The organism is Sinomicrobium halophytocola, assembly GCF_052983395.1.
Genome location: NZ_JBRKIT010000031.1, coordinates 5,001 through 29,083, shown reverse-complemented (window position 1 = coordinate 29,083; position 24,083 = coordinate 5,001). Strand labels below are relative to the sequence as shown.

At 43.9% G+C, this 24,083-nt stretch carries 23 protein-coding genes and 1 tRNA gene (1 of these 24 only partly in view); 6 read left to right on the top strand and 18 right to left on the bottom strand.

The genetic code is table 11. The features are described 5' to 3' along the window. Positions 1-13 precede the first annotated feature (13 nt). Positions 14-835 carry a siderophore-interacting protein gene (locus ACVBDY_RS12650; protein WP_447175836.1) on the bottom strand — a complete coding sequence of 274 codons (822 nt, stop codon included), beginning with the start codon at positions 833-835 and terminating at the stop codon, positions 14-16. Positions 836-1,020: 185 nt separating this feature from the next. Between ACVBDY_RS12650 and ACVBDY_RS12645 the strand changes: the two genes are divergently transcribed. Both ACVBDY_RS12645 and ACVBDY_RS12640 read left to right on the top strand, forming a co-directional pair. After that, on the top strand, positions 1,021-2,286 hold the full coding sequence (locus tag ACVBDY_RS12645) for a DUF819 family protein (protein WP_447175835.1): 1,266 nt from the start codon (positions 1,021-1,023) through the stop codon (positions 2,284-2,286). 57 nt (positions 2,287-2,343) lie between these two features. After that, complete coding sequence (locus ACVBDY_RS12640) at positions 2,344-3,075, top strand: DUF4369 domain-containing protein (RefSeq protein ID WP_447175834.1); 732 nt, start codon at positions 2,344-2,346, stop codon at positions 3,073-3,075. Positions 3,076-3,227: 152 nt separating this feature from the next. Here the strand turns inward: ACVBDY_RS12640 and ACVBDY_RS12635 are convergent, their stop codons facing one another. Then, entirely contained in the window at positions 3,228-4,208 is a 981-nt protein-coding gene (locus ACVBDY_RS12635) for a TIGR00341 family protein (protein ID WP_447175833.1), read from the bottom strand. 168 nt (positions 4,209-4,376) lie between these two features. Beyond that, positions 4,377-5,495, bottom strand: a complete 1,119-nt coding sequence (gene dnaN / locus ACVBDY_RS12630; protein ID WP_447175832.1) for a DNA polymerase III subunit beta — start codon at positions 5,493-5,495, stop codon at positions 4,377-4,379. A gap of 396 nt (positions 5,496-5,891) precedes the next feature. Here dnaN and ACVBDY_RS12625 point away from each other — a divergent pair, with 396 nt between their 5' ends. Beyond that, entirely contained in the window at positions 5,892-6,461 is a 570-nt protein-coding gene (locus tag ACVBDY_RS12625; protein ID WP_447175831.1) for an NADPH-dependent FMN reductase, read from the top strand. Between the two features lie 21 nt (positions 6,462-6,482). Further along, positions 6,483-6,941, top strand: coding sequence for a MarR family winged helix-turn-helix transcriptional regulator (locus tag ACVBDY_RS12620; RefSeq protein ID WP_447175830.1), 459 nt, complete (start codon positions 6,483-6,485; stop codon positions 6,939-6,941). 67 nt (positions 6,942-7,008) lie between these two features. On the opposite strand, the gene lptB is transcribed toward ACVBDY_RS12620, so the two are convergent. From lptB to ACVBDY_RS12600, 4 genes are all read right to left on the bottom strand, one after another. Continuing rightward, positions 7,009-7,755 (bottom strand): LPS export ABC transporter ATP-binding protein, encoded by a 747-nt coding sequence (lptB, locus tag ACVBDY_RS12615; protein WP_447175829.1) that lies wholly within the window; start codon positions 7,753-7,755, stop codon positions 7,009-7,011. Positions 7,756-7,888: 133 nt separating this feature from the next. Further along, a complete protein-coding gene (locus ACVBDY_RS12610; RefSeq protein ID WP_447175828.1) occupies positions 7,889-8,248 on the bottom strand; it encodes a carboxymuconolactone decarboxylase family protein in 360 nt (119 codons plus the stop codon). Positions 8,249-8,277: 29 nt separating this feature from the next. Next, positions 8,278-9,108 carry a twin-arginine translocase subunit TatC gene (tatC, locus tag ACVBDY_RS12605; protein WP_447175827.1) on the bottom strand — a complete coding sequence of 277 codons (831 nt, stop codon included), beginning with the start codon at positions 9,106-9,108 and terminating at the stop codon, positions 8,278-8,280. Next, positions 9,108-10,073 carry a KpsF/GutQ family sugar-phosphate isomerase gene (locus tag ACVBDY_RS12600; protein ID WP_447175826.1) on the bottom strand — a complete coding sequence of 322 codons (966 nt, stop codon included), beginning with the start codon at positions 10,071-10,073 and terminating at the stop codon, positions 9,108-9,110. The genes tatC and ACVBDY_RS12600 overlap by 1 nt, the downstream gene beginning before the upstream one ends. An 88-nt stretch (positions 10,074-10,161) precedes the next feature. Here ACVBDY_RS12600 and recQ point away from each other — a divergent pair, with 88 nt between their 5' ends. After that, positions 10,162-12,363: a DNA helicase RecQ gene (recQ, locus tag ACVBDY_RS12595; protein WP_447175825.1), complete on the top strand. Its 2,202-nt coding sequence runs from the start codon at positions 10,162-10,164 to the stop codon at positions 12,361-12,363. A 191-nt stretch (positions 12,364-12,554) separates the two neighbouring features. Further along, positions 12,555-14,123 carry a M28 family peptidase gene (locus ACVBDY_RS12590; RefSeq protein ID WP_447175824.1) on the top strand — a complete coding sequence of 523 codons (1,569 nt, stop codon included), beginning with the start codon at positions 12,555-12,557 and terminating at the stop codon, positions 14,121-14,123. 67 nt (positions 14,124-14,190) lie between these two features. Here the strand turns inward: ACVBDY_RS12590 and ACVBDY_RS12585 are convergent, their stop codons facing one another. From ACVBDY_RS12585 to ACVBDY_RS12535, 11 genes are all read right to left on the bottom strand, one after another. Next, positions 14,191-15,258: an ArsO family NAD(P)H-dependent flavin-containing monooxygenase gene (locus ACVBDY_RS12585; protein ID WP_447175823.1), complete on the bottom strand. Its 1,068-nt coding sequence runs from the start codon at positions 15,256-15,258 to the stop codon at positions 14,191-14,193. A gap of 244 nt (positions 15,259-15,502) precedes the next feature. After that, positions 15,503-15,578, bottom strand: a tRNA-His gene (locus ACVBDY_RS12580). 62 nt (positions 15,579-15,640) lie between these two features. Then, entirely contained in the window at positions 15,641-16,342 is a 702-nt protein-coding gene (gene bshB1, locus ACVBDY_RS12575) for a bacillithiol biosynthesis deacetylase BshB1 (protein ID WP_447175822.1), read from the bottom strand. A 113-nt stretch (positions 16,343-16,455) separates the two neighbouring features. Next, positions 16,456-17,619, bottom strand: coding sequence for a trans-sulfuration enzyme family protein (locus ACVBDY_RS12570; protein WP_447175821.1), 1,164 nt, complete (start codon positions 17,617-17,619; stop codon positions 16,456-16,458). Positions 17,620-17,630: 11 nt separating this feature from the next. Then, a complete protein-coding gene (locus ACVBDY_RS12565) occupies positions 17,631-18,683 on the bottom strand; it encodes an agmatine deiminase family protein (RefSeq protein WP_447175820.1) in 1,053 nt (350 codons plus the stop codon). Continuing rightward, the gene (locus ACVBDY_RS12560; RefSeq protein ID WP_447175819.1) at positions 18,673-19,548 is read right to left on the bottom strand and encodes a carbon-nitrogen hydrolase; all 876 of its coding nucleotides are present in this window, start codon (positions 19,546-19,548) and stop codon (positions 18,673-18,675) included. Before ACVBDY_RS12560 ends, ACVBDY_RS12565 begins: the two co-directional genes overlap by 11 nt. A 10-nt stretch (positions 19,549-19,558) precedes the next feature. Further along, a complete protein-coding gene (locus ACVBDY_RS12555) occupies positions 19,559-20,113 on the bottom strand; it encodes a glutathione peroxidase (RefSeq protein ID WP_447175818.1) in 555 nt (184 codons plus the stop codon). A 144-nt stretch (positions 20,114-20,257) separates the two neighbouring features. Beyond that, positions 20,258-20,878: a 3-keto-disaccharide hydrolase gene (locus ACVBDY_RS12550; protein ID WP_447175817.1), complete on the bottom strand. Its 621-nt coding sequence runs from the start codon at positions 20,876-20,878 to the stop codon at positions 20,258-20,260. Further along, a complete protein-coding gene (locus tag ACVBDY_RS12545; protein ID WP_447175816.1) occupies positions 20,875-21,642 on the bottom strand; it encodes a 3-keto-disaccharide hydrolase in 768 nt (255 codons plus the stop codon). The genes ACVBDY_RS12550 and ACVBDY_RS12545 overlap by 4 nt, the downstream gene beginning before the upstream one ends. Positions 21,643-21,699: 57 nt before the next feature. After that, complete coding sequence (locus ACVBDY_RS12540; RefSeq protein WP_447175815.1) at positions 21,700-23,061, bottom strand: Gfo/Idh/MocA family protein; 1,362 nt, start codon at positions 23,059-23,061, stop codon at positions 21,700-21,702. A 296-nt stretch (positions 23,062-23,357) separates the two neighbouring features. After that, positions 23,358-24,083 carry the 3' end of a LamG domain-containing protein gene (locus ACVBDY_RS12535; protein ID WP_447175814.1) on the bottom strand. Its footprint extends 1,572 nt past the window's final position, so the window shows 726 of its 2,298 coding nt (coding positions 1,573-2,298); its start codon lies beyond the right edge, outside the window; it ends in the stop codon at positions 23,358-23,360.

Genomic DNA, 24,083 nt, shown 5'->3' with positions numbered 1-24,083 from the left:
CTTTAAAATACGGTTATACGCTGCTCTTTTCCCGTTTCCGGTCCGTAGCGGACTGGTCCTCCGCCATTCCTGCTTTCCAGTAGGAATACGCGTAAAGTTCGTTCGTATTCCATCCCACGTCCTTACGCAAAAAACGCCGTATCTCCTTTACACTCGAAAATTCCGCAGCCACATAGCCAAACTTCGTACCGGTTTCCGGTACTTCTACCTGCTTAACCGCGTCGGCCAGCATGCCTCCGTTTTCCGGAGACGAATTGTACAGCCATCGAATTTCCAGCCGGGCCCGGGTGTATAATTCCTGCTCATCTTCCTTACCGGGAACTTCCAGCAGTGCCGTTACCCTGGCAGTAGCGGGTAAACGCTCCAGGATAGCGCCTAGCACGGAAATGGCCGTTATGTCTCCCGCAAGCAGGTACCAGTCGGCTATGGGAAATAATTCTTTTTTACCGGGTTTCATCAATACCCCCAGTTTATCCCCTTCTTTTGCATTTCCCGCCCATCGGGATGCAGGACCGGAATCCCCGTGATATGCAAAGTCTATGATCATTTCCTGTTTCTCCGGGTCAATTCCCCGGTGTGTATAGGTGCGTACAACAGGACGCAAATGCTCCTCCGGGTGTATCCATCGGTTTTCCTCGTTATCGTATTTCGGAAAGTGGATTTCGCCAACCCCCTCCGGCGGGATCAGTATTTTGTTATTGACCCCTATCGTCGTATCTGCAAATTGAGGGACATCTTCTCCTTCAAGTACTACCCGGATATAATGTGGTGTTATAAATTCCTTTCTCTTTACAGATAACACGCCTCTCAAAGCTTCATTTTTATTACTCGCCATATTTTCAAAAGGTTTCAAGCTAAATTACGATATTACTTATAATTATTCTAAATAAAAAAGTTAAAAAGGGTTCATGGTTTTTCAGACAGACCAGCACCGCAGACATACAGAACCGGAAAAAAAATAAATCTTCCGTCCTGTTCTGTTGTATTTTTGTATTTTGCCGCGAAATAACCACACCTTATATGGAAAAGACTGCTGTCTTTACAGACGACACTATAGTATTTGCCTTGTTGATGCTGGCTCTTGGTTTCGTTTTTTATACTTCTTCCAGAACTACAGGATTCTGGAATAAATTCTATAAGATCGTCCCTTCCCTTTTAATGTGCTACCTTATTCCTGCCATATTTAATTCCGTCGGGCTGATTGATTACCGGATCTCCGGTTTATACTACGTGTCCAGCAGATATTTACTTCCTGCTGCTTTGGTGTTAATGACATTGAGTATAGACCTGAAAGCGGTTTTTAACCTGGGACCAAAGGCTCTTATCATGTTTTTCACCGGAACATTGGGAATTGTCATAGGCGGCCCCCTGGCTATCCTGCTTATTTCACTGGTGTCTCCGGATACGGTAGGCGGTGCAGGGTTTGATGCCATATGGAGAGGACTCGCAACTATTGCGGGAAGCTGGATCGGTGGCGGGGCTAACCAGGCGGCCATGCTGGAAATCTTCCACTACAACTCCGAAAAATACGGGGCCATGGTACTTGTAGATATCGTCGTTGCCAATCTCTGGATGGCCGTGATACTTTTAGGTATCGGAAAAAACAAACAAATAGACCGGTGGCTGAAAGCAGACGATTCTGCCATAGAAGAATTAAAACATAAGGTTTCCGCCTTTGCGGAAAAGATATCCAGAACTCCTTCACTTACCGACCTGATGATTATACTTGCCATTGCTTTTACTGCAGTGGGTATAGCGCATTGGGGTGCTTCGGAAATATCCGCTTTTCTCACTTCTACCTTCGAAGCAGTCCGGGATAAACAAAGTGCCTTGTCTTCTTTCGGCTCCCAGTTTTTCTGGATGATCACCATAGCAACTGCTATAGGTATATGTTTGTCTTTCACCAGGGCCAAAAATTATGAAGGCGCAGGCGCAGGTAAACTGGGAAGTATATGTATTTACATCCTTGTGGCCACCATAGGTATGAAAATGGACCTGCGTACCGTTTTTGATAATCCCGGCTTACTGGCCATAGGGTTGGTATGGATGGCCATACATGCCGGGCTTCTTATTCTTGTGGCCAAATGGATCAAAGCTCCGTACTTCTTCCTTGCTGTAGGTAGCCAGGCCAATGTAGGAGGGGCTGCATCTGCCCCTGTGGTAGCAGCCGCATTTCATCCCTCACTGACTACAGTAGGAGTGCTTCTGGCCGTATTCGGATATGCGGTAGGAACTTATGGGGCTATGTTGTGCGCATGGCTGATGGAATTTGCCTCCGCAGTATAGTGTATGTGGATCAGAATAAAGATATTTGCACCTCTAATTTAATCTTGTAAAAAAATTATGATATCCGTAAACAAGACCATAGCTGTTGCAGCAGGCTTTCTGCTGTTTTTTTCCTGTGATCGAAACGAAAATGTCATGCACCTGACCGGACAGGTAAAAGGATTGAAAAAAGGAAAAATATACCTGCAGAAAATACAGGATTCCACCCTGGTTACCCTCGACTCTCTTATTATCGACGGTAACAGTAATTTTGATTTCACTACGGAAATAGGGGAACCCGAAGTATTTTACCTCTCTGTTAACCGCCATAACAGTATCAATAAAGATACCAGCCTGTTATTTTTCGGAGAAAAGGGGGAGATCAATATCCAGACAAGCTGGGATTATTTTTCTGCCGAAGCCAGGGTGGAAGGTTCTGAAACACATGAGAAACTGGAAGAGTACGAAAAAATGATGCGCCGTTTCCGTCAGAAAAACCTGGAACTGGTAGCCGCACAATTAAGGGCCGGAAACGATTCTATTCAAAGGGATTCCCTGGCAAGACTGGCCAGCAAAAATACTACCAGGAGTTATCTGTACACTCTCAATTTTGCCCTGGGTAACCGGGATTCCTATGTAGCGCCTTATATCGCTCTTGCGGATGCCCCTAATGCCAGGTTAAAATACCTGGATACCATAAACAACTCTTTATCTTCCGAAGTTGCTGCTTCCAAATATGGCATGGCACTGAACGAATATGTGCAGGAAATCAAAAAACTGGAGAAAAAAGACACTATCGCGTCCGAATAGCATCTGGAATACATGCGGAACATGGTGCTCGTTGGTATAACGAGCACCTCATCTTTATAACCGTCGCTCATTAAATAAATCTCACACACCTTCTAACGATTAATTTATGGGTTCAGCTTCGGCTGCCACTGCTCCATCTCTTCGAAATTATTTCATTCTGTCCCTATTTTCCGTATTAGCAGAACGGCGATAATAATAAGTGCCAAAGCCAGGGACCATATCAGAAAGGCATTGCGGATTTTCTTCTTTGCGTTTTCTTTTTCCCACCATTTCCCCGGCTGTATCCCCGCCAGGTAGAAGGTAATGATACCTGCAATGTTCAGGCAGATAATATTCGTAGAGAAAATAAGAAATGAATTCAGTGCATTACCGTAATAAGCTCCTCCGAGCAAAAGTCCTGCCCTGACAAGCGGAGGCACGAGTGCAGCCGCAACCATCACCCCCACCAATGATCCTCCCTGTCCGCTAAGAGCTGAGATCACCCCTGCAAATCCGCAGACCAAAGCCAGGACCACATCTTCCGCACTCAATTTCGGGTCCATCGTAATATTACCCACATCGCCTGCCAGCATACCCCAGAAAAAAGAGATAAGCAAGGCGATAACCGTAGAGACAACCCCCGTGATCATCGACTTTTTAATAATATTCCAGTCACCAAGTGTGGTTCCGAAAGCCATGGACATATTCGGCCCGAGGAAAGGGGCAATAACCATAGCCCCGATAATGATGGCCACATTATCTTTCAGTATGCCTATCCCCGCAACAAAAGATGAGAGGATCACCATTAATATAAAGTTTGTGGAAAGACTCACCGGTTCGTCTATATCACTATAAAGTTCTTCCTTACTAATGGTTATAAATTTACCAAAACCTATCTTTTTTTCTTCTTCCTTATCCGGCGTTTCCGGTTTTGGCAAAATTCCCTCTACAGGATGTATGATCACCCTGCAATTCGACCTGTTTTCAAGATTGCTCAGTAGTTCCTTGGTATGTTCGTCCCGAAGCAGGGCCTTAATTACAAGATGGCCATCCAGCGTTTCGGAAATCCATTTTTCTATAATCTCTTCTATTTCCAGAAGTCCTTCTATAGCTTCTTTATCTTCTTTTGCGATAATAATCTCTAAAAGTCTCAATGATTGGTCTGCGGATTAAGTTCGAATACTGTTATTCTTAAGCCTAAAGATACTAAAATTCTGATTTTCCCGGATAAATATGCCATATACGCTGGCCCTTAACCAATAAAAAAGCCGTTCCTAAACGGAACGGCCGGCATAATATATACTGTGAGTGATTTAATCTATCTAATTATTAAGCATTACAGGCATTACCAGCATAGTGATGTACTCTCCTTCATCCAGCCCGTCTGCCGGGGTCAGGATTCCGGCCCTGTTAGGCAGTGACATTTCCAGAGACACATCATCGGAAGTCAGGTTGTTCAGCATTTCGATAAGGAACCTGGAGTTAAAGCCTATTTGCATATCGTCGCCCTGGTATTCGCAGGTAAGCCTTTCTTCCGCTTTGTTACTGTAATCAATATCTTCGGCAGATATATTAAGTTCTGCCCCTGCAATTTTTAAACGAATCTGGTGAGTTGTCTTGTTCGAGAAAATGCTAACCCTTCTTGCGGAGTTAAGGAACTGCATTCTGTCGATATTCAGTTTGTTGGGATTTTCTTTCGGAATTACCGCTTCATAGTTCGGGTATTTACCGTCGATAAGGCGGCATACCAGTTCTACATTGTCGAAAGTAAACTTAGCGTTGCTTTCGTTGTATTCTACGGTAACTTCTGTTTCACTTCCTCCGAGGATACCTTTCAGGAGGTTCAGCGGCTTCTTGGGCATGATAAACTCTGCCACTTCACTTGCGGAAAGATCGGTACGCTGGTACTTAACCAACTTATGGGCATCTGTAGCCACAAAAGTGAGGTTTTCCGGAGAAAACTGGAAAAACACCCCGCTCATTACAGGGCGAAGATCATCGTTACCTGCCGCAAAAATGGTTTTTGCTATTGCTGTCGCCAGTACATCTCCCACAATGGAAGTAGAGCTGGGATCGGTAAGCTCTACTGTTTTCGGGAACTCAGAGGCATCCGCATAAGCCAAGGCATATTTACCGTGATTAGAACTGATCTCTATTGTATTGTTGTCTTCCATGACGAAAGTAAGCGGCTGTTCCGGGAACGTTTTCAGTATATCCAGCAATAATCTGGCCGGTACCGCAATACTCCCTTCAGCTTCGGACTCCACGTCCAGCACCGAACTCATGGTCGTTTCCAGGTCCGAAGCAGAAACCGTAAGCTTTTCCCCGCTTAATTCAAATAAAAAATTATCTAAGATAGGAAGGGTATTACTGTTGTTGATAACCCCACCCAAAACCTGTAGTTGTTTCAATAAATACGAACTGGATACAATAAACTTCATCTGTTAGTTTTTAAGGCTCCTTCCTCCAAAGAATGCGCAAAAGGAGATTTCTTATGTTCAACTACAAATATATCTTAATTATAAATTTTACAGAAAGATATTTATTAACAGGTTATGAAAATTTTCCCGATCTATTTTGGCATTCCGGACCATATCCGGATAAGGGGATTTTTTTCATTGCACTCTCCTTATCCGGATATACAAAACCAGCATCCTTCTGATTACCTGCCTAAAACAAAGGCTTTACGTCCTTACTGTTTTCCGGCTTAATATCAATCATCATTGACCGGATAAATAAAATAATAGATATATTCTATCAAACACCTGTAAAGTCATTGTTATAATCGATTAATTTTAGATTGTAAAAAAAAGTAATCTCAAACAAAAAACGCTATTATGAAAATAACCATTGTTATAGGAAGTGTACGAAGTGAAAGACACTCCCATCGCCTGGCACACTTTATAGGACAACAACTTTCCGCAAAAGGAGCCGAAACCGATATTATAGATCTGAGTATAACGCCCCTTCCCGTTTATGGTGTAAACGGACCGGAGGCGGTTCATATAGCCCCAATAGGGAGGAAACTGGAACAAAGTGATGCCCTCATCCTGGTTACACCGGAATATCATGGCAGTTTTTCCGGGGCTCTGAAAAACATGCTCGATTATTATTGGGCCGAATTTCAGAAAAAACCCATAGGTGTGGCAACGGCATCTTCCGGAAAAATGGGAGGTATTAACGCTTCTTCACAATTGCAACACGTTATCCTGAGCCTGGGAGCTTATGCCCTGCCCCTGAAACTACTTGTTCCGGAAATACACCATGCTTTTGACGACACTAATTCTCCTGTTCAGGAATCCGTCACCGGTAATACGGAAAAGTTTCTCAATGAATTTCTCTGGTATACGGATGCTATTTATCACAAAAAAGTCAGGGAGTCCTACAATGTGGTTTCCATAGATTAAATAAATACAAATACAGTGTATATGGGAGAAAGAGAAGATCGAACAGCAGAAGTAATGCAGGTATTTCGTAAAAAGGGGCCTGTAGGGTACTGGGTAAAAAAGGCCAATGATACATTTTCGAATGTTGTACGAAAGACTACTTCACACGGAAACTTTAACCGTCTGGAATGGCAATTCCTGAACACGATCAATGAAAAAGGGGATCTTCCTTCGGGTGAAGTATTGAAATTACTGGACTTCTTTACGGATGAAACCGGGATGGAAAAACTGATAAAACGCTTTGAAGCTCAAAACCTCATACGCGTCAATCGCCATCATATTTTTATAACCGAAAAAGGAAAACAGGTGTATGAAGAAGTATTACAGATACAAGAGCAGATTATAGTTAGGGCACTGGAAAACATATCTCCGGAAGCTTACACAAACTGTATAGAAACCCTGCAGATCATATTAAAAAATCTCCGTCCGTACACCCAGTAACATTAGCATTACTACCCCAACCGGAACTGTCCGGAAACGGCTTGAAAAGGTTTGTTCGGACAGTTTTTTATTTGTGGAAATCCAGTTTTTTCCGCCGAAGCTCAAAATTCTTCCCGAGATATACTTTTCTGACCATTTCATCTGCGGCCAGTTCTTCCGGCTCTCCCGCTTTCAGAATACTTCCTTCGAACATCAGGTAAGACCGCTCCGTAATGGCCAACGTTTCCTGAACATTGTGGTCGGTAATCAGGATACCGATATTTTTATTCTTAAGCTGGGCTACAATACGTTGTATATCTTCCACGGCAACGGGATCAACCCCGGCGAAAGGCTCATCCAGTAAAATAAAGTTCGGATCTGTGGCCAATGCCCTGGCTATTTCGGTCCGTCTTCGTTCCCCCCCGGAAAGCAGGTCGCCCCTGCTCTTACGGATATGTCCCAAACCAAACTCTTCAATAAGTGCCTCCACCTTCATATGCTGCTCTTTTTTAGAGAGCTTGGTAAGCTGTAGAACACTCAGGATATTCTCTTCGATACTGAGTTTCCGGAATACGGAAGCCTCTTGCGCCAGGTAACCGATACCGTTTTGCGCCCTTTTATACATAGGATATTTAGTAATGTCCAGACTATCCAGATAAATATTCCCTCCATTAGGCTTAATAAGGCCTACGATCATATAAAAAGAGGTGGTCTTTCCTGCTCCGTTAGGACCGAGAAGACCTACGATCTCCCCCCGGTTCACCTCCAGGGAAATCCCTTTCACTACTTGCCGTCCCTTATAGGACTTCATTATATTTTCAGCTCTCAGCTTCATTTGCGACTTCGCTTAGAAAGTAAAAATACAAAAAACATCCGGCTGCCCGGTTACCTCTTGCCGGTTTAGGTTTCCTTTAACTATCCGGAAGACCTTATTTTTTTGCAAAATATCAACATCTTGTACCGGACGGCTAGCTGGATTCTCCTGCTTTGGCTTCCAACGCATCCCAAAATTCATAGGCCCTTCGCAGGTGTGGAATCACTATAGTTCCCCCTATGAGGGTAGCTATCCCGAGGGCTTCCATAACCTCTTCCCCGCTAAGCCCTTCTTTATGGCAACTTTCCAAATGATACTTCACACAGTCGTCACAACGAAGTACTGCAGAAGCCACCAAACCGAGAAGTTCTTTGGTACGTACATCCAGGGTACCGGGCATATAAGCATTGGTATCCAGGTTGAATATACGCTTTATGATCTTATTGTTATCCGCCAGAATACGATCGTTCATCCTGGAACGGTAGTCGTTGAATTCCTCTACTATATCAGCCATTTTTTCCGTTCTTTAAATTTATTGTCCTCTTACGGTTTCCTCAGCGCTTTTTCCTCCTTTTCCTGCCTACGAAGCACAAATCTGGATATGACGATACTCACTTCATACAGGATGATAATAGGGATGGATACAATAATCTGGCTGGTAATATCCGGAGGCGTAATCACGGCCGAAAGTATCAGTACTATAACCAGGGCCACCTTTCGGTACTTCTTCAGGAATTCCGGGGTTACCAGTCCTATTTTGGTCAGAAAATATATAAGAATCGGCAATTCGAAGACGAGTCCGCAGGAAATCACCGAAGTACGTACCGTAGCTATATAGGAACTAAGGTCTATATCATTATGCACTTCCGGGCTTACCTGATATGAAGTCAGGAAGTTTATGGACAGTGGTGATATGACATAATAACCGAATGCCACCCCCATAAAAAACAACAGGGAAGCAATGACGATAAAACCTCTGGCATTATTTTTCTCATTATCATATAATCCCGGGCTTATAAAACGCCAGAATTCGTACAATACATAAGGGAAGGCCAATATAAACCCTGCCCAGATGGCGGTCCAGATATGCGCGGAGAACTGGCCGGCCATGGTTCGGCTCTGAATCTGAAACGGCAGCTCTTCCGTACAGAAACTATCGTCCATCCCCAGGCTCTGTGATATTTTACAAAAGAATTCGTAAGTTACGAAATCGGCCTTTTTGGGTCCGAAAATAATCGTGTCAAAAATAAAGTCCTTAGCCAGAAATGCCATAAACCCTACAATTACCACAGCTAATGTTGCCCGTATAAGATGCCAGCGGAGCTCTTCCAAATGGTCGAGGAAAGACATCTCCTCCTGTTTCTTTTTTGCCATTATATGATTCCTTCTTTAATTAGGTTATGCAAATGGATAACTCCGGCATACTCGCCATCTTCTTCGACCAGGAGTTGTGATATACTGTTTTTTTCCATAATTTCCATGGCATCCACAGCCATAGCGTCGGCCTCGATACTCTTCGGATTCTCACTCATAATATCCCTGGCCGTAAGACCATTTATATTATCGTACTTATTGAGCATTCGTCTTATGTCCCCATCGGTAACGACTCCTAAGATCTTTCCGCCCTCAATTACAGCCGTAGCCCCGAGCATTTTTTCCGATATTTCCACAATCACCTTCCTTACGTCCATATCCGGACTTACCTGAGGTTTCATGTTAACCGATGAAATATCGCGCACCCGAAGGTACAATTTTTTACCCAGCGATCCCCCCGGATGGTATTTGGCAAAATCCCTGCTGGTAAATCCTCTCAGGTTTAAAAGACAGATGGCCAGGGCATCTCCTATAACCAATTGTGCCGTAGTGCTGGTAGTAGGCGCCAGGTTGTTCGGGCAGGCCTCTTTTTCCACATAAGCATTGAGAATAAAATCTGCCTGTTGGCCCAACAGCGAGTCCCGGTTGGAGGTGATGGCTATGAGTTTATTGGTACCGTTCTTGAGCAATGGTACCAAAACTTTTATTTCGGGAGTATTGCCACTTTTAGAGATACATATCACAATATCATCTTCCTGGATGGTCCCCAGATCCCCATGAATAGCATCAGCGGCATGCATGAATATGGCAGGCGTTCCGGTAGAGTTCAGGGTAGCTACTATTTTTGTAGCTATAATCGCACTTTTTCCGATCCCTGTTATGATTACTCTCCCTTTACTATTGAATATATACTCTACTGCACCGGAAAATTCATCATCTATCAAAGATTTCAGGTGACTTATAGCGCTACTTTCAATTTCAATTACTTCTTTTGCAACCGCTTTTATAGCCTCGTTATTACTCAAAATTTTTTTAAAGATTTATTGTTTGTAATAATTATAGAATGTTATATCTTTAGTTGTGCAAATGTATGTAAAATAGTAAAACGATAGAATGAGTTCAGTTGAAATTGACTTGCATAAAAAGTTAAAGCAATATTTCGGTTTTAACCAATTCAAAGGATTACAGGAAGGTGTAGTAAGAAGTATAGTTGATAATCACAACACATTTGTGATCATGCCTACGGGCGGTGGAAAATCGCTCTGCTATCAGTTGCCGGCATTGGTCGAAGAAGGTACGGCAATTGTGGTTTCTCCCTTGATCGCACTAATGAAAAATCAGGTGGATGTCCTTCGGGGCATATCTTCCAATAACGGTATTGCCCACGTACTTAATTCTTCCCTCACCAAAAATGAGGTAAAAACCGTGATGCAGGACATCCGGGAAGGAACGACCAAGTTGCTTTACGTAGCGCCCGAATCCCTTACAAAAGAAGAATACATCGATTTTCTGAGATCCGTAAAGGTCTCTTTTGTAGCTATTGACGAAGCACACTGTATCTCGGAATGGGGGCACGATTTCCGACCGGAATACCGAAACCTCCGGACTATTATTAAACGGCTGGGAGATGACGTTCCCATCATTGCATTAACCGCCACAGCTACGCCGAAAGTACAGGAAGACATCCTTAAAAATCTCGCAATTACGGATGCCAATACTTTTAAAGCCTCCTTCAACCGCCCTAACCTCTTTTACGAGGTACGTCCGAAGACCAAAAATGTAGATGCCGACATCATACGCTTTGTAAAACAAAATTCCGGAAAGTCAGGTATAATCTACTGTCTGAGCAGAAAACGTGTTGAAGAACTGGCACAGACACTCCAGGTAAACGGCATTAGTGCCGTGCCGTATCATGCAGGGCTTGACGCCAAAACCAGGGCCAAGCACCAGGACATGTTCCTTATGGAAGATGTAGACGTTGTGGTGGCTACTATCGCTTTTGGCATGGGGATCGATAAACCCGATGTACGATTTGTCATTCACCACGACATCCCCAAAAGTATTGAGAGTTATTACCAGGAAACCGGGAGAGCCGGAAGGGACGGCGGTGAAGGCCATTGTCTCGCTTTCTACGCCTATAAGGACATTGAAAAACTGGAGAAATTCATGGCCGGGAAACCCGTGGCCGAACAGGAAATAGGTCATGCTCTCCTACAGGAAATGGTAGCCTATGCCGAAACCTCTATGTCTCGCCGAAAGTTCATTCTGCACTACTTCGGTGAAGAATTTGACGAAGTAAACGGCGAGGGTGCGGATATGGATGACAACATCCGGAACCCCAAGAAAAAACACGAAGCCAAAGACGATGTGGTTAAATTGCTTTCCGTAGTGAAAAGCACCAATCAGAAATTCAAGGCCAAAGAAGTAGTAAACGTCCTGGTAGGCAAAGTCAACGCCCTTATAAAATCTCATAAAACGGATGAAAAACCATTCTTCGGAACAGGTAAGGAAAAAGAAGGAAAACACTGGATGGCCCTTATCCGGCAGGTATTGGTAGCCGGAATGCTGAAAAAGGAGATCGAAACTTACGGAGTACTTTTCCTTACGAAAGAAGGTAAAGACTTCCTCGAATCCCCTCATTCCTTTATGATGACAGAGGACCACACCTATGAAATGGTAGAGGATGATGCTATAGTTACCGCCAAAAAGGGCGGAGCAGCAGTAACCGACGAAACTCTTTTGCGAATGCTGAAAGAACTACGGAAAAAAGAAGCCCAGAAAATGGGTGTTCCGCCATTCGTTGTTTTCCAGGACCCCTCTCTCGAAGATATGGCCCTCAAATATCCGATAGACTTCAAAGAGCTGCTCAATGTTCACGGAGTAGGCGAAGGTAAAGCCAAGAAATACGGCAAACCATTTACGGACCTCATTACCAGGTACGTTGAAGACAATGATATTATTCGTCCGGATGATCTTGTCGTAAAAAGTACCGGTGCCAATTCCGCCTTAAAACTCTACATCATTCAAAATGTGGACCGCAAACTGCCTCTGGATGATATTGCTAATGCCAAAGGTCTGACCATGAATGATTTTATCAAAGAAATGGAACAGATCGTATATAGCGGCACCAAACTGAATATAGATTACTGGATAGACGACATACTTGACGAAGACCAACAGGAAGAGTTATACGATTATTTTCTGGACGCCGAATCGGACAAAATCTCCGTTGCTATGGACGAGTTCGACGGTGACTATGAAGATGAAGAGATCCGCCTGTACCGTATTAAATTTATAAGCGAAGTGGCCAATTAGCAGCCTATTACCGGCAGAGTACCTCTTCTACCCCCAATATTCACCGAACGGAAAACGGTGTTCATAACAATACTTTTCCGGTTTTTTGCCCCCCTTCTTACCATACCAAACCTCATTCCCAAAACTTTAGGAAAACATTAATTCCTATATTTCCCTTTTTATATATATTTGACAAATTTATATAGTTTACAATGAGAAAAATACTTTATTTGGCGCTATCCATGGTTTTCGCATGCAATAGCTCCCAAAAAACAACGGCACCTTCTAAAGAGGCTCCTTCGTATGATCCGGAGCCTTATGCTAAAATCATTACCGAACAGGATCTTAAAGATCATCTCTACACCTATGCTTCTGATGAATTCGAAGGAAGGGAAACCGGAAAACCCGGACAAAAAAAGGCTGTAGAATACCTTAAAAACCACTATGTCGAACTAGGCATCCCGGCCGCACAGGGTAATGGCGATTATTTCCAGGAAGTTCCTCTGGAAATCAGTGGTATGCCCGACGGTTCCCTGAGCATAAACGATAAAAAATTTGAAATGGGAGAAGACTTTGTCACTTTCCAATCTCCCGCCCACAACGAATATACTGCAAACGAGATCATCTTTGCCGGCTATGGTATAGAAGACGCTGCTTATTCCGACTACAAAGACCTGGATGTAGAAGGTAAGGTAATCGTAACTATAGTAAGTGAGCCTAAAAACACGGATGGCACCTACGTGATTTCCGGAACCACTTCCCCATCCAAATGGTCCGACATTAAAATATCCATGCCCGACAGGCTGGACGCTGCTATGAAAAAAGGGGCAAAAGGCATGTTGATGCTGGACCAGAACAACTACGAAATGATCGCCCAGCAATTCCAGTTTATGAAAGAAAGGGCCGGAGACGGCAGAATGCAACTGAAAAGCGGGGAAGAAGATGATTTCTTCTTTACTTTTATTAATGAAAACGTAGCCGGGCAAATCAGCGCTGATCTTAAAAAACTGGATAAGGGTGCAGCTATTCCCGTTAATTTCCAGCTAGAGTTCACAGGAGAATCCAAAGAGATCAGTTCGGAAAACGTAGTGGCTTTTATTAAAGGCTCCGAAAAACCGAACGAATACCTGGTTATATCCTCTCACCTGGACCATATCGGTGTAACCGAAGACGGACAGATAAACAACGGCGCTGACGATGACGGTTCCGGTTCCGTAGCACTGCTGGAAATTGCCAAAGCATTCAAAAAAGCCGCAGATGCCGGAAATACTCCTAAACGTTCGGTAGTATTCCTTCATGTGACCGGAGAAGAAAAAGGGCTTTTAGGTTCCGATTATTATACCAGGAACCCTATTTTTCCCCTGGAAAATACTGTGGCCGACCTTAACATTGATATGATTGGCCGTATAGATCCGAAAAGAGAAGGAAACAGAAATTATGTCTACCTCATCGGTTCGGATAAACTAAGTACAGAACTGCATAACCTCTCTGAGGAAGTAAACAAAAAATACTGTAATATCGAACTGGATTACACCTACAACGACGATAACGACCCTAACAGGTTCTATTATCGCAGTGACCATTATAACTTTGCAAAAAACAATATTCCCGTTATTTTCTATTTTAACGGTACGCACGAAGATTATCACAGACCGGGGGATACACCGGATAAAATAAACTATGACCTGTTGGAAAATCGTACCCGGCTGGTATTTTACACCGCCTGGGAGATTGCCAACCGCGAAAACCGGCCGGTAGTGGATAAGGCAGTAGAAGAGTAAGAAACAACAGCTCTCAGATAAAAAATCCTGGAAGAATATTCTCTCCGGGATTTTTTATTGGTCCCTTTCATGACTTTACGTTTTCCAGATATTCTTCTATCTCTCTTACCGTCTGTCTGGCTGATCTGTTGACGCCTATTATAGTTGCCGTAGCGTACCCGGTCCAGCTTCCGTATCCAACCAACCATAAACCGGGAACTTCCATGGACCCGGTCCCTTTTGTACGAATAATCCCATTCTCACCCGGCGTAATCAGGTTCTTCAGAAAGGCCGTGGCATATCCGAAACCTGTGCACCAGATAATCGCATCAAAAGCTTCTTCAGTCCCGTTTTCCCATATTACGCCTTCCTCAGACATGCCTGTAAAGGCCCCTTCGGATATTAATACTCCTCGTTTACGGGCGTCTTTTACAGAAGGGACCATTACTATATTACCCAGGTTATAACCCGACCTATCGAATGGTTTTCCCTCCTGTTCCGCTTTGTACTTTGCCGTAGCTACATTAAAAAGATAATATCCGTCCACATCATCCGTCAGGAATTCCGGTTCCTTCTTCGTCGCCCATTTTATTTCACGACAGTACAAAGATATTTCTGCCGTGATCTGCGCTCCGGAATTCCCTTCTCCCACTACCAATACCTTTTGCCCCGCAAACGGCTCCGGTTTACGATAATCTACCGAATGCAGCTGTATACCTTTATACTTTTTCCTTCCTTCCACTTCGGGAATGATCGGGTTAGCACATGTTCCCGTTGCACCGATTACCGTTCTTGCATAAAAATCCCCCTTAGTGGTTATGAGCCTGAATACCCCGTCATGCTGTTCCACATCATCCACGCAGAACGGCCGCTCTACAGGAAAACCGTAGCGTTCTTCATACTTACCAAGGTAGTTTATGACTTCCTCTCTTGCCGGAAACCTCCCTTCGGACTTCGGCATCAGCCAGCCGGGCAATGAGCTGTATTCTGCAGGAGAAAACAAAGTAAGACTATTCCAGGTACTTTGCCAGGCCCCGCCACTTTCCTCCCGATCGTCCAGGATCAGGTAATTCAGTTTTGCCCTTCTTAGATAATATCCGCATGCGAGACCGCTTTGCCCTCCGCCGATCACGATAACATCATAAACAGTACTCATAGTCTAATCCTTATTTTCAAGTTAGAACTTTATGCAAATATCCAAAAACAAAACATTAATTATTATATCGTAATATTACGATAATATATTTATCTCTAAAAGGTCATTTTATTTTTTATAATTATGTGATGATTAAAAAAACTTGATTACGGAAGCTTTACGATAGAAAATTTATAAAATTCGATTACATGGGATTTAACTTTAAAGCATAAAAAAAGAGCATCCTATCAAGAATGCCCTTTCAGGGTGGAAGACCGGTCTCGAACCGGCGACCTCTAGAACCACAATCTAGCGCTCTAACCAACTGAGCTACAACCACCATTTAATTGCGGATGCAAAGGTAATTTTTTATCCCTCATTCGCAAAGAAAAAATGCAATTTTTTATATCAAATCATTCAGGGAATGTACGGCCACATAGCGTTCCGCCGTAAATCCTTCTGCGTAATCCACTCCGACTATACGACCTAAATCCCTGGCCCTGTAGGTAATACTATCCAAAAAATTCCTGCTGCTGATCGGTGTCTCCGGCTCCTTACTATCCGGGTCAAAAAACTGTGATGTATAGGCCGAAACGGCCTCTGCTTTCAAATGTATAAAACCGGTCACATCTACAACCACATCCGGCTCCAGGTTTTTCCACTGAATGTAGTGATAAACATGTTTCGGCCGCCACGCCTCCTGACCGGTGTCTATCTTTACCAGCCCGCTTAAAAAACAAGCGTCACTGGCTAATTTACTTCCTTTTCCGTGATCGATATGCCTGTCATCAACAGCATTGCAAAGCACTACTTCCGGGCGATACTTGCGTATAATCTTTATTATCTCCAGTTGGTGTTCTTTGTCATTCACAAAGAAACCGTCAGCAAACGCCAGGTTTTCCCTTACGGTCACCCCCAGTATTTCAGCGGCACGGACCGATTCTTTATCGCGTAACTCCGCAGATCCCCTGGTCCCTAATTCACCCCGGGTGAGGTCGAGTATCCCCGCTTTTTTACCTTGTGCTACTTCCTTGGCTATTGTTGCCCCGCATCCCAGTTCCACATCGTCGGGATGTGCCCCGATAGCTAATATATCCAATTTCACCTGTGACTTCCTTTCCCTTAAATGATTATTAAAAAATTCTCTCTGCAAAATTATTATTCCAAACCGAAAGAAAAGACTCCTTCACTCTTTTCTTTCGGTTTTTATGATTTCTTTTATCCTACAAGCTCCGTCACTTTGGCCAGGGCCTCTTCTATATCTTTTATAAGATCTTTTTTATCTTCGATTCCTACGGAAAAACGAAGTAATCCGTCGGATATACCTTGCTTTTGCCTTTCTTCGGCACTCAACAGGGCATGGGAAGTAAGCATGGGAGAACTTATGGTGCTTTCCACCCCGGCCAGGCTCATGGACGGTTTTATTAATTGGAGTTCCTGCATAAACTGCCGGGCATCCAATCCGTCACGGAGTTCAAAAGATAACATTCCTCCGAAACCTTTCATTTGCTGTTTTGCCAGGGCATAGTCCGGATGACTTTTTAGGCCGGGATAATACACGGCAGATACATCGGGATGCTTTTGCAGGAACCTCGCCAGTTTCCTCGCATTACGGTTCTGCGCTTTTACGCGTAACCCGAGTGTTTTTATACTTCGTTCCAACAGCCATACCGTATAATCGCCCAGATTTCCCCCGAAATTCTTACCGAACTTCAAAACTTTCTCCATGTGTTCTTCGGAACCTGCGACAGCCCCAGCCAGTATATCACTGTGCCCACCGAGGTATTTGGTGGCACTGTGTATCACCAGATCTATACCAAAATCAATGGGGTTTTGGTTCACCGGGCTGGCAAAAGTATTATCGAGCATAGATACCAGACCATGCTTTGAAGCTATTCCGGCTACGGCTTTTATATTGGTAATCGTAAGCAACGGGTTGGAGGGGGTTTCTATATAAATAACCTTTGTGTTTTTCCGGATACAGGCTTCAAAATCTTCAGGCGTGCATCCTTCGGTAAAAGTATATTCGATCCCGAATTTCTGAAATTCTTCTGTTACCAGGTTAAAAGTCCCACCATACAGGGTCTTTTGCAGCACCACATGGTCGCCCTGGCGCAGGAACGCCATCAAGGCTGTGCTGATCGCGGCCATGCCGCTACCAAACAGCAACGCTTTCTCCGCGTGCTCCAGCGCTGCAATCTTACGGGAAAGGGCCTCCTGGTTCGGTGTATTGAAATAACGGGGATAGCGTTTGGCCTCCACATTTTCGAAAGCATAGGAAGTTGCCATGTACAAAGGAGATATTGCCCCCTGGTATTTCTCATCCCGAAGTTCTCCTTCATGCACACACAAAGTGTTAAATTCTGTTTTTTTGTCTTTCATAAGGGTTACGTTTATATTTCAGGTTCTTGCTGACTCAAACAGTGAAAACTCCCCAATCCCCAGATAATCTCCGTCGAATCTATCCCCACTACTTCCCTGTCTTTAAAACAGTCCTGAAGAATGGAAAGGGCTTTGTCATCCTGCTCACAATTATAGGTAGGCACTATGACGGATTTGTTGGCTATATAAAAATTCGCATAAGAGCAGGGCAAACGCATGTCTTCATAGACCAGTTTATCCGGCATTGGCAATTCTATAACATTCAATTGTTTTCCGTCCTGAAGGCGCATTCCCTTCAGTTGTTTTAAATTTTGACGGAGCAACTCGTAATTTTCATCATTTTTATCTTCCTCTACTACCGTAACCACTGTATTTTCGTTGATAAAACGAACGGTATCGTCTATATGTCCGTCCGTATCATCCCCCACAATACCTTCATCTACCCACAAGATATGGTCCACCCCGTAGAAATTTACCAGGTATTCCTCTATCTGCGCTTTATTCAAATGAGGATTCCGATTTTTGTTAAGCAAACAGCAACCGGAGGTAAGCACAGTTCCTTTTCCGTTAAAATCCACTGATCCGCCTTCCATAACAATCCCGGGATGATATACCGGAATACCGTAATGGGAAGCGATTTTCGTAGGAATGACATCATCCAGGTCGTAAGGAGGGTACTTATCACCCCAGGCATTATACCCCCAATCCACGATCACTTTTTTAATATTCGCATCCGGATTAATCAGGAATGCGGGGCCGTGATCCCGGCACCAGGCATCATTGGTCGGATGTATAAAGAACGACACTCTACTCAGGTCTACCTCCTGCTTACGCAATTCTTCGATGGCAAAACGTTTCATGGCTTCGTCACAGACATTGATACACACCTGCTCACCCCTGGTCAGTTCTTTGATAAAACTTACATAACCAGGGTAAATAGTATGTATTTTTCCCGGCCAGGACGCTTCTTTATGAGGCCAGCTAAGCCAGGTAGCTGTATGGGGATAAAATTCCGCAGGGAAGTAATATCCAAATTCCTTAGGGGTTGAAAAGTTATTCTTCATCAATAAAACGCCTGGTAATAGGTTGATAAGAATCAATTCTTCTGTCCCGTAAAAACGGCCAGTGCGTCCTGTAAGTATCGGATTTTTCCGTGTTTATTTCCCGAACAGCAATTTCTTCATTTTCATGGGATGCCTGATAAAGAACGGTTCCGAAAGGATTTGAAATAAACGACCCTCCCCAGAACTTCATGGCGCCGTCCTGCTCCGGGCCTACCCGGTTTACACTCACTACATGCACTCCATTAGCTATGGCATGACTTCGTTGTATGGTCTGCCATGCATTATATTGTTCGGCATTCGTCTCTTCATCCTGCGAAGAGGCCCATCCGATGGCTGTGGGATAGAACAGTATTTCAGCTCCCATGAGCGAGGTTATCCGGGCTGCTTCAGGATACCATTGATCCCAGCAGATAAGCACTCCTATAGTCGCATAACGGGTGCGGAATACTTTATATCCCAGGTCTCCGGGGGTAAAATAAAATTTCTCGTAATATGCGGGATCATCCGGGATATGCATTTTCCTGTATTTTCCCAGATAGGTACCATCCGCATCGATCACAGCCGTTGTATTGTGGTACAGCCCCTGTGCACGTTTTTCAAAAAGGGAGGCAATTACAACAACTCCTTGTTCCTTCGCCACAATCGCAAGTGCCTCGGTAGAAGGTCCGGGAATAGCTTCGGCCAGTGTAAAGTTATCGTAGTCTTCCGTATCGCAAAAATAAAGAGAGGTAAACAATTCCTGAAGGCATACGATCTGCGCTCCTTCTGAAGCCGCTTTTTTTATTCTCTCAATAGCTTTTTCCAGGTTCTTCTGTTTGTCGGCAACACACGTGGTCTGAACAAGTCCTATTTTAACTTTTGTCATTCGTATTTTCTCAACTTTTAATCCAATCGGTAATGGCAGGATCGTTTGGTAAGGTTCTCGGGGCAATAACTTTTACCAAGTGACCGGACTCATCGATCAGGTATTTCTGGAAATTCCATTCTACTTCCGAATCTTCCTTGCCATTCTTCGCTTTTTGGGTAAGGAACTCATACACCGGATGCATGTCTTTACCTTTCACGGAAATTTTGCTCATCATAGGAAAAGTCACCCCGTAATTCTGTTTACAAAAAGCAGCAATCTGTTCATCACTTCCGGGCTCCTGACCTCCGAAATTGTTAGCAGGAAAACCGACGATCACAAAATCATTGTTCTTATACATGTCGTAAAGTTCCTGCAGGCCTTCGTATTGTGGGGTAAGCCCGCATTCACTTGCCGTATTTACCACCATGATCTTCTTCCCTTTTAAATCACTGAAATCAAATTTATTTCCATACAGGTCTTCCACTTCAAACTGGTAAATGGTTTCTTTATTCATAATATTTTGTTTTTGCGCATATCCTGTCACAAACAACAGTATAAATGCGGGGATTAACAGTTTTTTCATAACTCCGAATATTTACATCTAAGGTAATTATATTTAAGGGTAATACAAAAGACAAAATAAGAAATAAAAACTCCCGGATACCGACAGTTCCTTTAGAGGATACTGACTCTATCCGGGAGTTTATTCCTGGTGAGAATTTACAATTTATTCTGCTCCGGGAATCTCTTTTAATACAAGGTTCCTCCAGTACACTTTTATTCCTCCTCCGTCGTGGATCTGCAGCGCTATTTTACCGTTGGCCTCTCCTATTTTATCATCTGTGAAATCGATCATCTGTTCCCCGTTGAGCCAGGTAGTAACATGATCGTCCTGTACTTTTATTTTCATATGGTTCCACTCACCGTATTTGAGTATTTTTTCCTTTTCGGGCTCTGGTTTTATCAGCCATCCCCGGCCATAGGATTCGTAAACTCCCCCGGTATAAAGATCGGGTGGGGCAACTTCTACCTGCCATCCGGAAATTTTAGTACCTTCTATTTCAGAGCGGAAGAAAACACCGCTGTTACCGTCGGCTTCCTGCAAAAATTCCACATCCAGTTCAAAATTCCTGTAGCTTTTGTCCGTGGCCAGGTACCCGTATTCTTTGTCCGGGCCGCTTTCGGCAATAAGGAGACCATCTTCCACATACCATTTTTCCGTACCGTATATTTCCCATCCGGTAAGGTCTTTTCCGTTAAAGAGTTCTGTTTTTCCTGAATTACATCCGCTCAGGGCCAAAGCCATCAGGCAGGCCAGTAATCCGTTTTTCATAGTGTAAATTCTCATAATTTTCTAATTTTAATATTTTTAAACCATATAAAACTTCCGTGATCCTGCAGACCGATAAGTCCGGATTTGGCCTTGCCATAGTCGGGAAAGTCTTTCCACTTACCTTCGGTCTTTCGCTTTTTCCAGTCATCGGACCACGGCTCAAACGCTACCGTCTTTTTACCATTGAGCCAATAGGTGACTTTTTCCGGGGTAAATACGATAAGTGTCGAGTTCCATTCTCCCGCGGGTTTTACCGCCCCTTCATAATCGGGAGTATACATACCGTAGTCGGCTCCTATAGACTGCCAGTCTTCCAGTTTTTCCGGAAAGCCTACCTGGTCTATAACCTGGTATTCGGGAGCGTTGTAGTAAGGAGCATCGTATTGTTCTCCTTCCAGTACGTGGTAGAAAACCCCGCTGTTACCTCCTTCGGCTATTTTCCACTCCATGGAAAGTTCGAAATTCCCGAAAGGTTCTTTTCCGTATACAATATCACCTCCTATGTCGCTTCCCCTGCCAAGGGATTTCAGCGTGCCGTCTTCAACCACCCAGCCATCGGGCAGGGTTTCCTGGTTATAGCCACGCCATCCGTCTGCGGTATTCCCGTCGAAAAGCAATATCCAGTTTTCGGATTTTTCCTTATCGGTCAAGGTATTGTCTTTACGGGACGTCTCCATGGCATTCGGTGTTTCCGCTTCCTTTTGCTGTTCTTTTTTCTCGGTCTTGCAGGCTCCGAAAAGCAGGGTTGCTACGCCAAGAGTAATCAGTATTTTCTTCATGTTTATACGTTTTTTTAAATGAAATATCTCCGGATCAGTGATGGACTATCTTTCTTTTTATCCCACTACTTTCATTTGTACCGGGTCCCACTGGATATATTTATTCTGAAAATAACTATCATTGCACAACAATGCCGGAGCTGCGGCACGGAAACCAAATACGGGATCTTCCGCTACTGTCCCTCCATGACGAATGGCATGGAAAAAGTTGGCAAAATGGTCGTAATGGGCTCCTTTGTATCCTTTTTCCGCCTGATACACGATCTCTGTAGGCGGAAGAATTTTCTTTCTGCCCGCATATCCGCCTGCTTCTTTTGCTTTTTCCTGGAGAAAAGGATCTGCATCCACGTGGTTGTTCCGTTTCAATACAACATCGTCCCAGGTAATATCCATCGAACCTTTGCTTCCCACAATTTTGAGGTATGTGGACCCACTGGTACCGTCTACAAAATTACAACGCAGGGACAGGTTAAAACCGGGATGTTGTTTGGTTTCGGGATAGTTGAACATTCCCATTAAAACATCCGGCACTTCACGGCCGTCTTCCCAATAGCGTAGTCCACCCATGGCCGATATTTTATCCGGTCCGTACGAACCGGTTACAAAGTGTAAACTGGAAAACAGGTGTACAAAAAGGTCTCCGGACATTCCGGTACCGTAATCCAGGTAATTTCTCCAACGGAAAAAACGTAGCGGATCGAAAGGATGTTTTTTTATGTTGGAAATATACCGGGCCCAATCTACTGTTTTTTCCGAAGCATCTTCCGGCACTGCGTATTGCCAGGCTCCCAGGGGGGAGTGCCTTGCCCAGAAACCTTCTGCGTAGTTGATGTCTCCTATGGCTCCTTCAGCCAAAAGTTGTTTTGCCTTTTCGTTACCGAGAGAAGAAAGCCCCTGACTCCCGACCATATATATTTTTCCGGATTTTTTCCAGGCGTTGATCAACTCATGCCCCTCATCTACGGAATGGACCATCGGTTTTTCGCAATACGCATGCTTCCCGGCGTTCAGGGCGTCGATACTGATTTGTTTATGCCAATGGTCGGGGGTACCTATAATAACGGCATCAATATCCTTCCGCTTTAGTATTTCTTTATAATCTTTTGTTTTGAATAAATGGTTTCCCCATTTCTCACCTGCCTGGTCCAGGCGTCCGTCATAAAGATCACAAACAGCTATCATTTCTACGTTGTCATGTTTGAGAGCAGTATTCATGTCTTCTGTCCCCATTCCCCCCGCACCTATAAGGGCAAGTTTCAGTGTCTTTTCTTCGGAGGGATTGGCTGCCGATCTGTTCAAATAAGTGACCGCACGGCCCTGCTTACCAATGGTGTCCTTAGCAAGGATTGCCGGGGTTACTGCAGTTGCCGCTCCCGCTAATCCAAGGTTTTTCAAGAACGACCTTCTGTTGTTCTCCATACTCGGTTGATTTTAAAGTTTAACTGTCGTAAACTTACTGACACACGGGATATTAACCGGGGTAATATTCGGGGTAACGATTAAAATTATATCATTTTAATTAGTACATGACAAAATTAGATTTTGGCACTATTTGTCGGAAAATCAGTTTTACCCTAGCCCTAAAGGGAATCCGATTTTCCTCGTCCCGATATTTATCGGGATCTCCCTTTAGGGGCGGGGTCAAAATTCCGAAAGCTTTCGGGAGAGGAAAATCCCTCGGAATGGAATTTTGTCATGTACTAAAATCGTTTTTATTACAATTGAACCGGGAAATCCGGTTTATACATTTCTCCATAAAAATTCTCGTATAGTTTCCTGTAATTATCTATCACCTTTTTGGCAAGAGTGTGTTTTCCTCCCCTGACCAGAATAGATACCTTTTGCCGTACTGCGGGTTCATAGAGAGGATCGGTAGTTAGAATGGCACGGATAATACGAAGTTCTTCTTCATCCGTGAACCGATCCGGGTTCTCCATACAGGGCACAAGCACATCCAGGACCGTGTTGGCATAATCGGACTTAAAAGCGTCTATCCACTCCAGTTCGGTTTGAGGTAGTATGGGGCCACGACTTACCATATCGGCCCATTTTAGTATATCTTCTTTACCAGGCATTATTTCTTTATGTTCTGAAAATACCGGGATTCTCCGGTCTATTTTCCAAATATCTATCTCTACATTATTTCCTGTTTCCAGTCGCCACATTTTATTGGCATAAACAATGTGTACATCCAATTCATTTTCAAAAATATTGCGGATCTCCTTGATATGCGTGCTGCGGTTGTTTTTCACACTCTCCGAAGAAAAACCCGGCCAGAGTAAATTCCCCATTTTTCGGGACGACACCCCTCCTTCTTTGAGCGTATACAGAATTAGCAGGAGAAGGAGTTCTTTTCTTTTTGGTGACAAACGAAAGGTAATGTCTTCTCCACTGCTACCGATGAGCTTAAATTCATCCAGCAGCTGTATTCTGCCTTTTCT